The sequence below is a fragment of the Azonexus sp. MM2026_4 genome, assembly GCF_055901855.1.
This window is the reverse complement of record NZ_CM148380.1, coordinates 595,053-610,997: the sequence shown is the minus strand read 5'-3', so window position 1 is coordinate 610,997 and position 15,945 is coordinate 595,053. Positions and strand designations below refer to the sequence as shown.

At 61.9% G+C, this 15,945-nt stretch carries 11 protein-coding genes and 1 tRNA gene; 6 read left to right on the top strand and 6 right to left on the bottom strand.

What is annotated here, in order from left to right; all coding sequences use genetic code 11:
* Nucleotides 1-12: 12 nt before the first annotated feature.
* The gene (locus AC0KWY_RS02645; RefSeq protein ID WP_474028107.1) at nucleotides 13-2,694 is read left to right on the top strand and encodes an Rne/Rng family ribonuclease; all 2,682 of its coding nucleotides are present in this window, start codon (nucleotides 13-15) and stop codon (nucleotides 2,692-2,694) included.
* Nucleotides 2,695-2,752: 58 nt separating this feature from the next.
* Here the strand turns inward: AC0KWY_RS02645 and AC0KWY_RS02640 are convergent, their stop codons facing one another.
* Both AC0KWY_RS02640 and uvrB read right to left on the bottom strand, forming a co-directional pair.
* The gene (locus AC0KWY_RS02640) at nucleotides 2,753-3,229 is read right to left on the bottom strand and encodes a low molecular weight protein-tyrosine-phosphatase (protein WP_474028106.1); all 477 of its coding nucleotides are present in this window, start codon (nucleotides 3,227-3,229) and stop codon (nucleotides 2,753-2,755) included.
* Nucleotides 3,226-5,298: an excinuclease ABC subunit UvrB gene (gene uvrB, locus AC0KWY_RS02635; RefSeq protein ID WP_474028105.1), complete on the bottom strand. Its 2,073-nt coding sequence runs from the start codon at nucleotides 5,296-5,298 to the stop codon at nucleotides 3,226-3,228. Before uvrB ends, AC0KWY_RS02640 begins: the two co-directional genes overlap by 4 nt.
* An 83-nt stretch (nucleotides 5,299-5,381) precedes the next feature.
* On the opposite strand from uvrB, the gene AC0KWY_RS02630 reads away from it, so the two are divergent.
* Nucleotides 5,382-6,587 carry an amino acid aminotransferase gene (locus AC0KWY_RS02630; RefSeq protein WP_474028104.1) on the top strand — a complete coding sequence of 402 codons (1,206 nt, stop codon included), beginning with the start codon at nucleotides 5,382-5,384 and terminating at the stop codon, nucleotides 6,585-6,587.
* 81 nt (nucleotides 6,588-6,668) lie between these two features.
* Here AC0KWY_RS02630 and AC0KWY_RS02625 read toward each other — a convergent pair whose 3' ends face one another.
* Nucleotides 6,669-8,309, bottom strand: a complete 1,641-nt coding sequence (locus AC0KWY_RS02625) for an AsmA family protein (protein ID WP_474028103.1) — start codon at nucleotides 8,307-8,309, stop codon at nucleotides 6,669-6,671.
* Between the two features lie 70 nt (nucleotides 8,310-8,379).
* Between AC0KWY_RS02625 and AC0KWY_RS02620 the strand changes: the two genes are divergently transcribed.
* Together AC0KWY_RS02620 and moaA are read left to right on the top strand one after the other, a co-directional pair.
* Nucleotides 8,380-8,455: transfer RNA gene (locus AC0KWY_RS02620), tRNA-Asn, on the top strand.
* 170 nt (nucleotides 8,456-8,625) lie between these two features.
* Nucleotides 8,626-9,645 (top strand): GTP 3',8-cyclase MoaA, encoded by a 1,020-nt coding sequence (gene moaA / locus AC0KWY_RS02615; protein ID WP_474028102.1) that lies wholly within the window; start codon nucleotides 8,626-8,628, stop codon nucleotides 9,643-9,645.
* A 6-nt stretch (nucleotides 9,646-9,651) separates the two neighbouring features.
* On the opposite strand, the gene AC0KWY_RS02610 is transcribed toward moaA, so the two are convergent.
* From AC0KWY_RS02610 to AC0KWY_RS02600, 3 genes are all read right to left on the bottom strand, one after another.
* Entirely contained in the window at nucleotides 9,652-9,807 is a 156-nt protein-coding gene (locus AC0KWY_RS02610) for a hypothetical protein (RefSeq protein ID WP_474028101.1), read from the bottom strand.
* 11 nt (nucleotides 9,808-9,818) lie between these two features.
* Nucleotides 9,819-11,660, bottom strand: coding sequence for a translational GTPase TypA (gene typA / locus AC0KWY_RS02605; protein ID WP_474028100.1), 1,842 nt, complete (start codon nucleotides 11,658-11,660; stop codon nucleotides 9,819-9,821).
* A gap of 99 nt (nucleotides 11,661-11,759) precedes the next feature.
* Nucleotides 11,760-13,826, bottom strand: a complete 2,067-nt coding sequence (locus tag AC0KWY_RS02600; protein WP_474028099.1) for a CHASE2 domain-containing protein — start codon at nucleotides 13,824-13,826, stop codon at nucleotides 11,760-11,762.
* Between the two features lie 30 nt (nucleotides 13,827-13,856).
* On the opposite strand from AC0KWY_RS02600, the gene AC0KWY_RS02595 reads away from it, so the two are divergent.
* Both AC0KWY_RS02595 and AC0KWY_RS02590 read left to right on the top strand, forming a co-directional pair.
* Nucleotides 13,857-14,288 carry a hypothetical protein gene (locus AC0KWY_RS02595; protein ID WP_474028098.1) on the top strand — a complete coding sequence of 144 codons (432 nt, stop codon included), beginning with the start codon at nucleotides 13,857-13,859 and terminating at the stop codon, nucleotides 14,286-14,288.
* Nucleotides 14,289-14,357: 69 nt separating this feature from the next.
* Complete coding sequence (locus tag AC0KWY_RS02590; RefSeq protein ID WP_474028097.1) at nucleotides 14,358-15,941, top strand: HD domain-containing phosphohydrolase; 1,584 nt, start codon at nucleotides 14,358-14,360, stop codon at nucleotides 15,939-15,941.
* Nucleotides 15,942-15,945: the final 4 nt, after the last annotated feature.

The following is a 15,945-nucleotide window of genomic DNA, read 5'->3' as shown; positions in this document are numbered from 1 at the left end:
AGCCCGAAAACAATGAAACGCATGCTCTTCAATGCGACACAGGCGGAAGAACTCCGTGTCGCCATTGTCGATGGTCAGAAACTGATTGATCTCGACATTGAATCCGCCGCCAAGGAACAACGCAAAAGCAACATTTACAAGGGCGTCATCACTCGCATCGAACCCTCGCTCGAAGCCTGCTTCGTCGATTACGGTGCCGACCGCCACGGTTTCCTGCCGTTCAAGGAAGTTTCCCGCGCCTATTTCCAGCCGGGTGTCGAGGCCAACAAGGCCAAGATCAACGAGGCCCTCAAGGAAGGCCAGGAACTGATCGTCCAGGTCGACAAGGACGAGCGCGGCAACAAGGGTGCCGCGCTGACCACCTACATCTCGCTGGCCGGTCGCTATCTCGTGCTGATGCCGAACAACCCGCGCGGCGGTGGTGTTTCCCGACGCGTTGACGGCGACGAACGTGCCGAACTGCGCGAGATCATGGATCAGCTCGAAGTGCCGCAAGGCATGAGCCTGATCGCCCGTACTGCCGCCATCGGTCGCCAGGCCGAAGAGCTGCAGTGGGACTTGAACTACCTGCTGCAGCTGTGGAGCGCCATCGAAGGCGCCGCCCAGCAGCAATCCGGTGCCTTCCTGATCTATCTTGAAGGCTCGCTGGTCATCCGCGCCATCCGCGACTACTTCCAGCCGGACATCGGTGAAATCCTCATCGATACCGACGAAGTCTACGAGCAGGCGCGTGCCTTCATGGGCACCGTGATGCCGGGCAACGTCAATCGCGTCAAGCGTTACAGCGACGACGTGCCGCTCTTCTCGCGCTTCCAGATCGAACACCAGATCGAGACCGCCTTCGCCCGCCAGGTCAACCTGCCGTCCGGCGGCGCCATCGTCATCGACCATACCGAAGCCCTGGTCGCCGTCAACGTCAACTCCGGTCGCGCCACCAAGGGTGCCGACATCGAGGAAACCGCGCTCAAGACCAACCTCGAAGCCGCCGACGAACTGGCTCGCCAGTTGCGTCTGCGTGACCTGGGTGGCCTGATCGTCATCGACTTCATCGACATGGAGAACAGCAAGGCCCAGCGCGAAGTCGAAACCCGCCTGCGCGACGCCTTGCGTTTCGACCGCGCCCGCGTTCAGATGGGCAAGATCAGCCGCTTCGGCCTGATGGAACTGTCGCGCCAGCGCCTGCGTCCGGCGCTTGCCGAAACCAGCTACATCCCCTGCCCGCGCTGCACCGGCACCGGCCACATCCGGTTGACCGAATCGGCCGCACTGCACATCCTGCGCATCCTCGAAGAGGAGGCAATGAAGGAAAACACCGGCGCCGTCCATGTCCAGGTTCCGGTCGATGTCGCCACCTTCCTGCTCAACGAAAAGCGGACCGACATCCAGGCGATCGAACTGCGCCACAAGGTCACCATCCTGCTGATCCCGAACATCCATCTGGAAACGCCGGCCCACTCCATCACCCGTCTGCGTCACGACGACCTGAACAACGACGACCTGCGCGAACCGTCCTACAAGATGGTCGACATGCCGGCGGACGAAGCGGAAAAAACCGGCGCCCAGGCTGAAAGCGCCAAGCCCCGTCAGGAAGCGGCGATCAAGGGAATCTCCCCGGAACAGCCGGCCCCGGTCATCGCTGAGAAGCCCGAAGCGCCGGCGCCCGCCGCCGCACCGGCTCCGGCAACGGGCGGCTTGTTCGGCTGGATCAAGTCGCTTTTCGCGGCCCCCCCGGCCGCCCCGGCCCCCGTGGCGCCGAGCGAGCCGGCACGCAAACCCCGCGAAAGCCGGGGCAACGCCGAAAATCGCCGCGAACGCAGCGATGGCCGTCGTGGCAACAACCGCAATAACCGCCGCGACGAAGGCGATCGCCCCAGCCGTCCGGAACGTGCCGAGCGCCCTGCCCGTGAAGAGGCGGCAACCGCTGCCAACACCAACGAACCGCGCCAGGAACGTCGCCCGCGCAAGGAAAAGCGTGAGCGTCCGCAAAACGAGCCGAAGCCCGTCATCGAGCAGCTTGTGCCCAGCGAGACTGGTGAAGACAACATGCCGCCAGTTGCCTCGCCTACCGATGAGCAGGCCGGCAACCGTCGGCGCGGCCGGCGTGGTGGCCGTGGTCGGGGCGAACGCCGCAACGAGCAGGAAAATCAGGAAACCGGCCTGAATCCGGCCAACGAAACGGCAGAGGTTGCGGCAATCGATCCTGGTGCCGACAATGCGGCAACGGCACCGGTCGAAGTCCTGATTCCGGCAGCCGCCGTCGTTGCACCGGAAGCCATTGAGGTAGCCGTTGCTTCCCCGGCGGTTGCCGAGGAAATTGCGCCGGCAGCTCAGGAACCCGTCGCCGAGAGAGTTGTCGAGACGGTCGTCGCCGAACCCGTGGCTGAAACTGCCGAACCGGAGCCGGTAGTTGCCGCCCCCGCGGTCATCGCTGCCCCGGAAGTCGTTGCCGAACCTGAAATCGAGCCTATTGCCACGCCGGCGCCTGTCGCCGTACCGGCAAGCGAAACGCCGGCAGCCGTCGATCTCGACGCCGCGCTTTCCGAAAGCGGCCTGATCATGGTCCAGACCACATCGACGATCACGGTGGCTCCCACCGAGGCGCCGGTCAAGCTGGGTCGCCAGCGCAAGCCGAAGCCGATCGAAGCCCCCCAGGCTGAAACCCTGGTCATGGTCGAAACCCAGAAGCCGGACTGACAACAGCCGGTTACTGTGAGAAAGGGCGTCCTCGGACGCCCTTTTCAATTCTTGCTGCTCAGTGGAGCTTGCTTATCAGCTCGTTGACGATTCCCTGAGCCGCATCCTCGACCATGTCCAGAACCAGGTCAAAACCGTAGCCCAGGCCGTAATAGGGATCCGGCACCTCGTCATCGTCGAAATTCCGCGCGTAAGCCATGAACAGGCCGATCTTGCCTAGCTGCTCCGGCGCAGCCATCCGTTGCAGGTTGTCGAGATTGGTCTTGTCCATGGCCAGGATCAGGTCGAAGTAATCAAGATCCTGGCGCGCCACCTTGCGCGCCCGCAATTGCGACAGGTCATACCCGCGCGCCAGCGCCGCCCGCTGCGTCCTGGCGTCTGGCGCCTCGCCGACGTGGTAACCATGCGTTCCCGCTGAATCGACCTCGACCTTGTCGCCCAAGCGATTGTTCCGGATGTAGTGCCGCAACACCGCCTCGGCAGTCGGCGAACGGCAGATGTTGCCCATGCAGACGAGCAGCACGCGTAAGTTCATTTTCTGTTTTCTCCACCGGGGTCGTGCTGCACAGCGCCGAACACCTGCTCTTTGAGCCGGAACAGTTCGTCTCGTGCAGCCGCCGCTTTTTCGAATTCCAGGTTTTTCGCGCAATCGAGCATCTGCTTCTCGAGTCGCTTGATCTCCCTGGCGACGGTTTTTTCATCCATGGCTTCGTAGACCGCACGCTGTTGCGCCGCCTTGAGCTCGGTCTGTGCCGATTCTGCGTCGTACACGCCATCGATGATGTCCTTGATCTTCTTGGACACCCCGCGCGGCACAATGCCGTGCTGCTCATTGAACGCGATCTGCTTTTCCCGCCGCCGTTCCGTCTCGGCGATGGCTTTCTGCATGGATTGCGTAATCCTATCAGCGTAAAGGATGGCTGTGCCATGAATATGACGCGCGGCGCGGCCAATGGTCTGGATCAGCGAGCGTTCGGAACGCAGGAAGCCCTCCTTGTCGGCATCGAGGATGGCGACCAGCGAGACTTCCGGAATATCCAGCCCCTCGCGCAGCAGGTTGATGCCGACCAGCACGTCGAATTCGCCGAGACGCAGGTCGCGGATGATTTCGACGCGTTCGACGGTATCGATGTCGGAGTGCAGATAACGCACCTTGATTCCGTTGTCGGCCAGGAAATCGGTCAGGTCCTCGGCCATGCGTTTGGTCAACGTCGTCACCAGCACCCGCTCGGCGACGGCGACCCGCTTGTTGATTTCACCCAGAAGGTCATCAACCTGCGTCGTCGCCGGGCGCACCAGCACCTTCGGATCGATCAGTCCGGTCGGCCTCGCCACCTGCTCGACGACCTGACCAGCGTGCTGGTTCTCGTAGTCGGCGGGCGTCGCCGAGACAAAAACGGTCTGGCGCATGTGCGCCTCGAACTCGTCGAACTGCAGCGGTCGGTTGTCGAGCGCCGAGGGCAGACGGAAGCCGTAATCGACCAGATTTTCCTTGCGCGAGCGGTCGCCCTTGTACATGCCGCCGACCTGGCCGATGGTGACGTGCGATTCGTCGATGAACATGATCGCGTCGCGGGCCAGGTAGTCGATCAGGGTCGGCGGCGCCTCGCCGGCCTGGCGCCCGGAAAAATGCCGCGAGTAGTTTTCGATGCCCTTGCAGAAGCCGATCTGGTCGAGCATCTCGATGTCGAAGCGGGTACGCTGCTCGATCCGCTGCGCCTCGACCAGCTTCTGGTGCTGGTTGAAGAACTCGATGCGCTCGCGCAGCTCCGCCTTGATTGCCTGGATCGCCCGCACTACCGTGGCGCGCGGCGTCACGTAGTGCGACGCCGGGAAGACGGTGAAGCGCAAGGCCTTGTGGAAAAGCTGGCCGGTCAGCGGGTCGAAGAACTGCAGGTTCTCGATCTCGTCGTCGAACAGCGAGACGCGGATCGCGTGCTCGGCGTGTTCGGCGGGGAAGATGTCGATGAGATCGCCACGCACGCGGAAGGTGCCGCGGTGGAAGTCCATCTCGTTGCGCTCGTACTGCATGTCGGTCAGGCGCTTGACGATATCGCGCTGGTCCATGCGGTCGCCAACGCGCATGGTCAGGATCATGTTGTGGTACTCGTCGCGGTCGCCGATGCCGTAGATGCACGACACGGTGGCGACGATCACCACGTCGCGCCGCTCAATCAGGCTCTTCGTCGCGGAGAGGCGCATCTGCTCGATGTGGTCGTTGATCGAACTGTCCTTTTCGATGAACAGGTCGCGCGACGGCACGTAGGCTTCCGGCTGGTAGTAGTCGTAGTAGGAGACGAAGTACTCGACGGCGTTTTCCGGAAAAAACTCCTTGAACTCCGAGTACAACTGCGCCGCCAGCGTCTTGTTCGGCGCCAGGACCAGCGCCGGACGGCCGGTGCGGGCGATGACGTTGGCCATCGTGTAGGTCTTACCCGAACCGGTGACGCCGAGCAGAGTCTGGAAGGACAGGCCATCCTCGATCCCCTCGGCGAGCAGGCGGATCGCCTCGGGCTGGTCGCCGGCCGGCGGAAACGGCTGGTGCAAACGGTAGGGACTGCCGTCGAAACAGACGACGGGCGTGCTGCTGTTGGATTCGCTCATGATAAAATTCTGCGCTTGTCGTCGCGATGCTGGCATCGCGCGTTATTGTTGTTTCATCCTTCTATTATTCCACGGAGTCGCTGATGTCCTCTTCGATCTTCGCTGCGGTGGAAATGGCCCCGCGCGACCCGATCCTCGGTCTTAACGAAGCATTCAACGCCGATGCGCGTGACACCAAGGTCAACCTTGGCGTTGGCGTGTACTTCGACGACAACGGCAAGATTCCCCTGCTGGCCGCCGTCAAGGCTGCCGAAGAGGTCCGTCTGAAGGCAGCCCCGCCGCGCGGCTACCAGCCGATCGAAGGCCCGGCCGCCTACAACACCGCCGTCCAGAACCTGCTCTTCGGCAAGGACTCCGACCTGCTCGCCGCCGGCCGCGTCATCACCGCCCAAGCCATCGGTGGTACCGGCGCCCTGAAGATCGGCGCCGACTACCTGAAGCGCCTGAACCCGGACGCCAAGGTCTACATCAGCAACCCGTCCTGGGAAAACCACCGCGCGCTGTTCGAGGCCGCCGGCTTCGTCGTCGAGGACTACGCCTACTACGACGCCGCCACCCGCGGTGTGAACTTCGGCGGCATGAAGGCCGACCTGAACAAGATGGCCCCGGGCTCGGTCGTCCTGCTGCACGCCTGCTGCCACAACCCGACCGGCGCCGACATGAGCGACGCCCAGTGGGCCGAAGTCGTCGGCATCTGCCAGGAACGCGGCCTGGTGCCCTTCCTCGACATGGCCTATCAGGGCTTTGCCGACGGCATCGACGCCGACGCCGTGGCGATCCGCGCCTTCTCGGCCTCCGGTCTGCAGTTTTTCGCCTCCAGTTCGTTCTCCAAGAACTTCTCGCTCTACGGCGAGCGTGTCGGCGCCCTGTCGGTGGTCACCGCCAGCAAGGAAGAGTCGGCCCGCGTCATGTCGCAGGTCAAGCGCGTCATCCGCACCAACTACTCCAACCCGCCGACTCACGGCGGTGCGCTGGTTGCCGCGGTGCTCGCTTCCGGCGAACTGCGCGCTCAGTGGGAAGGCGAACTGGCCGGCATGCGCGACCGCATCCGCGCCATGCGTTCCGGCCTGGTTGAGGCGATCAAGGCAACCGGCTGTGCCCAGGACTTTTCCTTCGTCGCCCAGCAGCGTGGCATGTTCTCCTACACCGGCCTCACCGCCGCCCAGGTCGAGCGCCTGAAGGAAGAATTCGGTATTTATGCCGTGTTGACTGGCCGTATCTGTCTGGCGGCGCTAAACAGCAAGAATATCGACTACGTTGCCAAGGCAATCGCTGCCGTCACACGCTGAGCCACAAAAAAGGCGGGAAGACATCCCGCCACTCTCCCGAAAGCCCCCTTCTCTTGAAGGGGTTTTTCGTTTCAACTCAATTTATCGTCCGGCAGTCAGCGTCAGCTCCGGCAACTGCCCGGAAAGGACCAGCGGCACCCTGACCGTTGCCGCGGAAGTTTGTGCGGCCATGACCAGACGCCCATCCACGCTGCCATTGCGTTCTGCCGCGACCTGACCGATGGCGGAAATCGCGCCGGCCTCCAGCCGAATATCCCGGAACAGGATATTCTTTGGATCGACCAGCAGATTTGCCTCCAGGCTATCGAAACGGGTCGTCCCCGAGCGTACCGTGGCGCCAGCGCCGCGTCGCCCTGCCTCTCCGATATCCAGGCCATGGAGCGTGCCGCGCTGGGCCTTGAATTTCAATTGCGCGGTCGCCGATTGCCAAAGCGCAGACCACGAATCAGCCCGGCCGCTGACTGACAGTTCGCCGGAAAGCTCGCCTTCCAAACGGGCCATCGGCAGCAGACTCGAGGTAACCAGCGCCAGATCGATTCGCTCCAGTTGTCCGCTTCCCGTCATGCCCAGGCCGTTACCCCAGGACAACTCCCATTGTCCACGCAGCAGCCCCCCCAGGAAGTTCGTGTCGATATCACGCACCTGCAGGCGATCGGCGCTCAACAAACCCTTGGCCTGCATGGCCGAGAATTCGCCCTTCAGCCCCGGCAAAGGCCAGGCACGCCCTTCGATGGCCAAAGCAAGCCCACCCGCCGTCGGCGTCAGCTTGAGCAGCAGAGTGCGTTCCGGATTTTCCAGCACCCCGGCGTCGAAACTTCCCTGAGAAAAATCGAGACGACCATTCAGCGAAGAAAACACCAGACCACTCCCCGCTTTGACGGCGAGGTTTTCGAGCACCAACTGACGCAGCCCGGGCAAGCCCGTTTGCTGCAGCAACGGCGATGCGAGCAGCGGCGCCAGCGGCAAGTCCGCACCGCTTGCCGTCAATCGCTCGATTTGCCGGGCATCGCCGAAGAGGAATTGCCAAGGCTGGTCGATCGACACGCTGGCAATCCGGCCTTCGCCGATTTCCAGGCCACTGAGGAGCAGTTGCGGCCTGGGCAACAACTGCAGGGAAACCTTGCCGATGCTGACCGGTTGCTTGAGTACCTCGGCGGCGACCTTGGCGATGTCTTCCCGATGTCGATCGTAGGGATAGACAAGCGCCAGCAAGATAGCGAAGAAGAGAATGGCCAGCAAGCCGAACAACCAGCGGGACACCGGAACGGCAGAACGGGGCGCGCTCTCCGGGTCGCGCGCCGGCGACGGATCTTCATTTGGCGGGTCGGATTGCTGCGGCGCGGGGAGTACCGGCTTGCCGAAAGTCGAGAACTGGCTGGCGCGGCTCGGCATATCCTTGGCCGCCGGGCTCTTGCTGGTGCCAAAGGTGGAAAACTGGGAGATGGCCGAAACCTGTTCGCGGCGCGCGGGCTCCACCGGCTTTTCCCAGGCGGCGGCGGCGCCTTCCAGGGGAACGATGTAGCCGCCGCTCTCCAGTTCGCGGATCGCATTTTCGACCAGGCGAGCATTGCCGATCTTGTCGGAAAGCTCGGCGACCGTCAGCTTGCCATCCACCTGCACCAATACCATCCGCAAATTACGCTGGACGACGCGCGTACTTTGCCGGACGGCTTCATCTCCAATCGGGGTTTTTGCGTAGACCTGTCCGACATTCATGACCATGCTTTCAATCCAGAAACGACCTCGGCGACTTGACCCATCATGCTTCGACTCCTATAATGCGCGCTTCACTTCCCCGATAGCTCAGTCGGTAGAGCGCCGGACTGTTAATCCGTAGGTCCCTGGTTCGAGCCCAGGTCGGGGAGCCAAAAGCTACATCGAAAAGCCCAGCAATTTTGCTGGGCTTTTTGTTGGCCGGTTTGTAGTCCGGACAACGGCCACGATGATAGCATAAGCCTTGGATATGGCCGGGGTTTTTCCGCTTTTGGCGGTCGCATTACCGCTTGCCGACCCCCGTTGAGGCAATGATAATCGCGGCATGGAATCCGACACCCCCACCGTCCAACATCCGCCAGGCACCCTGATCGATCGCTACGGCCGGCATGTAAGCTATCTTCGCCTGTCGATCACCGATCGCTGCGATTTTCGCTGCACGTACTGCATGGCCGAAGAAATGACCTTCCTGCCGCGCAGCGAGGTCATGTCACTGGAAGAAGCGCTACGGGTTGCCGAGGCGTTTGTCGGACTGGGCGTCAGCAAACTGCGTTTGACCGGCGGCGAACCACTGGTACGCAAGAACGTGATGTGGCTGATTGAGCGGCTCGGGGCGCTGCCGGGACTCGACAACCTGGTGATGACGACCAATGGCTCGCAACTTGCGGGCTATGCCGATGCGCTCAAGTCGGCAGGGATCAAGCGCCTCAACATCAGCCTCGACAGCCTGAACCGGGAACGTTTCCGGAAAATCACCCGGATCGGCGATCTGGACAAGGTTCTGCGCGGCATTGCCGCAGCCGGCACAGCCGGATTCCGGCGAACCAAACTGAATACCGTGATGATGCGCGGCATCAACGATGACGAGTTCGTCGATCTCGTCCGCTTTGCCGTCGATAACGGACTCGACATTTCATTCATCGAAGAAATGCCGCTCGGGGAAATCGATGGCCGTAGCCAGACCTACATCTCGTCTGAAGAGACCCGGGCGCGTCTCGGCGAGCATTTCACCATCATTCCCAGCAGCGAAAACAGCGGCGGGCCGGCGCGCTACTGGCGCGTTGGCGGAAGCGAGACCCGTGTCGGCTTCATTTCTCCGCACAGCCACAATTTCTGTGATAGCTGTAATCGCGTACGGGTCACCGCCAAGGGGGAGCTTTATCCCTGCCTCGGCCAGAATGACGCGCTCAACCTGCTGCCGACGCTGCGCGACACCCCGGACGATGACTCGTCATTACGCCAAGCCATCGTCGACAGCATGGGAATCAAACCCTTCGGTCACGAATTCGCCGAGCAGATGCAAAACCCGAAAGTCATTCGCTTCATGTCGATGACCGGCGGCTGAGGTGCTTCAGGGGTAGATCTTGCAGAAGCCGATCCCGTTGACCGGTTCGCTGACCAAACCCAGCAGGGTAAAGAAAATCGACAGACCAATGACAAAGGCGGCCCACCGGGCCGCCTTTGGATGACGACTGACCAACGCCCGGCAGGGTTGGCAGAACGACATGGGTCTTGCCTTTACAGGCCGCGCAACGACCGCTTGCGCTCGATTTCGGTCAGGTAACGCTTGCGCAGTCGGATCGACTTCGGCGTCAGTTCAACCAACTCGTCCTCGGCGATGAATTCCACCGCCGCTTCCAGGCTGAGCTGCACCGGCGGCACCAGGCGCACGGCTTCGTCGGTACCGGAGGCGCGGACGTTGGTCAGTTGCTTGCCCTTGATCGGGTTGACGACCAGATCGTTCTCGCGGCTGTGGATGCCGATGATCATGCCTTCGTACAGCTTCTCACCCGGGCTGACGAACATGCGGCCGCGGTCCTGCAGCTTCCACAGCGCGTAGGCGACGGCTTCGCCGTTGTCCTGCGAGATCAACACGCCGTTGCGGCGCTCGGCGACGTTGCCTTCCTTGATCGGCGCGTAGTCGTCGAAAACGTGGCTCATCAGGCCGTTGCCGCGGGTCAGGTTCATGAATTCACCCTGGAAGCCGATCAAGCCACGGGCCGGAATGCGGTATTCGATACGGACACGCCCGCGACCGTCCGGCACCATGTCGAGCAGCTCGCCCTTGCGCATGCCAAGGCTTTCCATGACGCCACCCTGGGTATCTTCCTCGACGTCGACAGTGAGTTGTTCGTACGGCTCGCACTCGACGCCGTCGATGATCTTCTTGACCACGCGCGGACGACCGACGGCCAGTTCGTAGCCTTCGCGACGCATGTTTTCGAGCAGGATACCGAGGTGCAGTTCGCCGCGGCCGGCGACGTCGAAGACGTCGCCGTTCGGCGTGTCATGCACGCGCAGCGCCATGTTGGTCAGCAGTTCCTTGTGCAGGCGGTCGCGGATCTGGCGGCTGGTGACGAACTTGCCTTCGGTACCGGCGAGCGGGCTGGTGTTGACCATGAACTGCATCGACAGCGTCGGCTCGTCGATCTTCAGCAGCGGCAGGGATTCCGGGTTCTCCGGATCGGTCACGGTACAACCCAGCACGAGATCTTCAATACCGGTGATCTGAACGATGTCGCCAGCCAGGCCTTCTTCCAGTTCGATCTTGTTCAGTCCCTTGTAGCCAAGAACCTGACCGATCTTGGCCTTAATCGGGGTGCGCTCATGCTCGGCAGCCTCTTCCTCGGTACCGAACATGACCATGACGTTCTGGCCGGTCTTGACGCGGCCGCGGATGATCTTGCCGACGCCGATGCGACCGACGTAGGAGGAGTAATCGAGTGCGGAAATCTGCAGTTGCAGCGGCGCATTGACATCGGCGTCCGGCGCCGGCACGTGGCGCAGAATGGTGTCGAACAGCGGCTTCATGTTTTCGCGCGGCTGGTCGAGTTCGAGCGCCGACCAGCCGTTCAGGCCGGAAGCGTAGACGATGGGAAAATCGAGCTGCTCATCGGTGGCGCCGAGCTTGTCGAACAGGTCGAAGGTCAGGTTGACGGCGTTGTCCGGATCGGCGCCGTCGCGGTCGACCTTGTTGACCAGCACGATCGGACGCAGGCCCTGGGCCAGCGCCTTCTTGGTCACGAAACGGGTCTGCGGCATCGGGCCTTCGGCGGCGTCGACCAGCAGCACCACGCCATCGACCATGCCGAGCACGCGCTCGACTTCACCGCCGAAGTCCGCGTGACCCGGGGTATCGACGATGTTGATGTGGATGCCTTCGTATTCGACGGCGGTGTTCTTCGACAGGATGGTGATGCCGCGTTCCTTTTCCAGATCGTTCGAGTCCATCACGCACTCGACCAGTTGCTGGTGGGCGGCAAAAGTACCGGATTGGCGGAGAAGCTGGTCGACCAGCGTGGTCTTGCCATGGTCAACGTGAGCGATGATGGCGATGTTGCGGATGGGGCGTGCGGACATGGATATAGGAATAATCAGAAAAATCAAAGGCGTGATTCTACCACCCCATGTTGCGTCGCAGCATCCCTTGGCCCACTGTCCATGCAAGTTTTTGCTGGATTACTTGGTTTTGAAGTTGGTCACGCCGTCCCATTGGCCATCGACCGGCGGCTCCAGCATCAGGTGCGCGATGCGTTCGCGGTACAGGCGATACAACATTTCGTCCGGTTTCCGCTGCCGAAGGCCCTCGAGCAAGCGGTCCGCCTCCCCCCATTGCTGCCGGCGATAGGCGTCGAGCGCTGCCTGCCAGGATGCGAGCTCAGCGCGCAGGTCGTCGCCGATTTCGCTGGCCAGGCACCAGGGTTCGTAGATCGAAACCGCGGTCGCCTTACCCTTGACCCGCACCTTGTCGAGCTCCCGGAAAACGATCTCGGGACACAAGGCGCGCGTCTGCTCGCCGACCGCGATGCCGACCCCGTACTCCTTGGTGATGCCCTCGAGGCGCGCCCCAAGATTGACCGCATCGCCCATCACCGTATAGGACTGACGGACCGGCGAGCCCATGTCGCCGACCGTCATCGTGCCGCTGTTGATGCCGATGCCGATCTTCAGTACCGGCCAGCCGCGCGCCTGGAAAGGGGCGGCCAGCGCCTTGACTGCCTGCTGCATTTCGAGTGCGACGAGCACCGCGTGCCGGGCATGCTGCGGATCGGCAAGCGGGGCGCCCCAGAAGGCCATGATCGCGTCGCCGATGTACTTGTCGAGGGTGCCCCGATGGCGCCGGATCACCTCGGTCATCGCCCCGAGGTATTCGTTCATCAGCGCGGCCAGCTCCTGCGGGTCGAGACCCTCCGAAATGTTGGTGAAATTGCGCACATCGGAAAACAGCACCGTCATTTCCGCGTTGCGCCCGGCCATGCTGTACCCCTCGGGGTTGCGCGCCATTTCGACGACCAGTTCGGGGGGAACATACTGGCCGAACCGCTCGGTGAGCTGCCGTTTCGTCCGCGACTCCCAGAAATACCCCCAGGCGGCATTGAAACCGTAGGTGAAAAGGATGACCAGCGCCACCGAAGCGAAAGGCATGACCACGCCGTTCTGCCACAGGACGAGATTGGCAAGCAGCAGCGCGCCGAGCACGCCCAGGGTCAGCAAAGTCCCCCGCAACGGGGTCAGGAACGGCAGCAGGACGGCCAGACCGCCGCCGGCGACGATCAGTAGCAAGGCCTCGACGACCAGCGTATAGGCCGGCCTTTCCTTGACGGTGCCGTCGAGCACCCCGGCCAGCAGGTTGGCATGGATCTCGACGCCGGGATAGCTGCCGCCGACCGGCGTCGCCCGCAAATCCTTGAGCCCGGGCGCCGTTGTGCCGACCAGGACGATCTTTCCGAAAAGCAGCGCGGGATCGGCCCGTCCGGCAATCACATCCGCCGCCGAAACATAGGGAAAACTCCCCTCCTGCCCGCGATACGGCACCAGCGCCGCGCCATCGGCATCGACCGGAATACGCAGGATCTGCTGCTTTCCCAGGATATCGACCCACTCGACTGCAGCACTGGCTTCCGGGGCGAAGAGCCTGACTTTTTCACCCTCGGCCAACATCAGGCTCATCGCCAGCGCCAGCGTCGGCTGGAAAGACCCTGCGTAAGCCCCCAACAGGGGAACGCGCCGGGTAATCCCGTCGCTGTCCATCAGCGGGTTGAAATGCCCGCCGCTTGCCGCGGCCTCCTGAAAGGCTGCCAGATTGCCGCCAAATCCCGGCCAGACGGGGAATTGGCCGGGCGGCGGCAGCCCTTCCATCGCCAGCGGCGCCGGCAGACTGCTACCGGGTGAAGCCCCCGCCTGGTTCGAAAAATAGAAGCCGAGAACGACCGGACGTTCGCGCAACGACTCGGCGAACATCCGGTCGTAGTCGAGCCCCGCCCGCTGCCCGGCAAGTACGCGCTGATACTCGGCATTGCCACGCAGCGGACCGTGTGCCATGGCATCGAGGACAGGCAGGCCGGAACTATCGTCCGGCTCGGCAAAAACGATATCGAAGCCGATCACCGATGCCGCGTAATCATCGGCCAGACGGCGCACCAGTTCGGAAAGGACACTGCGCTTCCACGGCCAGCGCCCGAGTTCTCCCAGGCTTTTCTCGTCGATATCGACGATGACGATCCGCTCGTCCTGGGTATCAGGCATGAAGGCCCGGACACGGACATCGTAGAAATAATGGTCGAAAAGCGCGACCAGGGGAATGTGCCAGGACTGGACGACGTGCCCAAGAATCCAGAATGTGCAGACTATTCCGAATATCAACCGGGGCAGCAATCGTTTCATCGAAATATCAGGCTTTCCACAAAAAATGGCTTGGCTTGCGGTATTGCGCAAGCATTGCAGGGGGATACACTAACACGAGCCGGTTCGCGATACACTGAACCCGGAATCGACGTCGCCGGAGTTGGCGATGACAGCGTCCGAAACGATCTTGATTATTTTAAGAAATCAGCGAAATCAGTGATATGCAAAATACATCTTCAGCCAGCAATAACCTCTTGCAAATCATTGACGAAAAATGTGATTCAGCACATAGCGCGACACGCTCATATATTCAATATGGTTGTTTTATCAAATGGCGAAACAAAACCTGTGATAAACCAGTGAAATCCATCAATGGAAAACAATAACGACAAGACTTGCGAGGAGATTGGAATATACCGCGCGGAGAATGCCATGAACGACCTTGAAAAATCCCGTCGCCGACTCGAACTCCTATATGACGTAGGTATTTCCCTGAGCAGCGAAAAACATCTGCCGAAACTGCTGGAGAAAATCGTCCAGGCAGCAAAATGCATCACCAATGCCGATGGTGGGACGCTTTACCTGCTCTCCGAAGATGGCCGCAGCCTGCGCTACGAAATCGTCCGCACCGATTCGCTCGATCTGGCCTATGGCGGCAGTGCGCCCCTCCCGGCGCGCGGCATCTTTGCCGACCTGCCGCTGTATCGCGCCGATGGCTCGAACAACGACGCCATCGTCGCCGCCTACGCCGCGCTCAGCGCCAGCACCGTCAATATCGCCGATGCCTACCAGGTCAAGGATTTCGATTTCACCGGCCCGCGGGCTTTCGATGCGCGCATGGGTTACCGGTCGCGCTCCTTCCTGACGGTGCCGATGAAGAACCACGAGAACGAACTGATCGGCGTTCTCCAGTTGATCAACGCCATCGACCCCGAGACTGGCAAGACCACGGTTTTCCGCGACACCGACCAACGCCTGGTCGAGTCTCTGGCGTCGCAAGCGGCGGTCGCGCTCTCGAACCGACAATTGATGCACCAGATGGAATCGCTGTTCGAAGCGACCATCCGCATGATCAACACGGCGATCGCCAAGAAATCGGCATTCACCAACAGCCACTGCGTCAGGGTTCCCGAACTGACCATGCTGATCGCCGAGGCCGTCTGCGCCGACACCGAAGGCCCGCTCGCTGGCTGGACGCTCAACGATGCCGAACAGCACGAACTGCGCATCGCGGCGCTGATGCACGATTGCGGCAAGATCACCACGCCGGTGCACGTGATCGACAAATCGCGCAAACTGGAAACCATCTTCGATCGCATCGCGCTGATCGATGCGCGCTTCGAGGTCGTCCGACGGGACGCCAGGATTCGCATGCTGGAGGCGATCGCCGGCGGTGCCGACGCGGTCGCGGCGGAAGCGGAGCACGCGCGGCAATTGGCTGAAATGGCCGAAGACCAAGCCCTGCTGCAGCGCTCCAACCTGGGCAGCGAACGGATGAGCGACAGCGACGTCGCGCGGATCAAGGAAATCGCCCAAAAGTACCGCTGGTCCAGTGCCGACGGCGTCAGCCACCCCTTCCTCGATGAAGACGAGATCGTCAACCTGACCATCATCGCCGGCACCCTGACGGCACCGGAGCGGCAGATCATCAACGATCACATCGTCGCCACCATCAACATGCTGGAAGAACTTCCCTGGCCCAAGCACCTGACGAACGTTCCGGAAATCGCCGGCAATCACCACGAGCGGATGGACGGCCAGGGCTATCCGCGCGGCGTGCGGGCAGGCGAACTCAGCGTCCAGGCACGCATCCTAGCCATCGCCGACATTTTCGAAGCGCTCACCGCTTCCGATCGCCCCTACAAGACACCGATGAAAGTCAGCGAAGCGCTGTCCATCCTGGAGAAGTTCAAGCAGCGCGGCCACATCGACCCGGATATCTTCGACAGCTTCGTGCGCCAGCAGGTGCACAAGCGCTACGCCGAACTCTTCCTGACGCCAGAACAACAGGACTGAACGA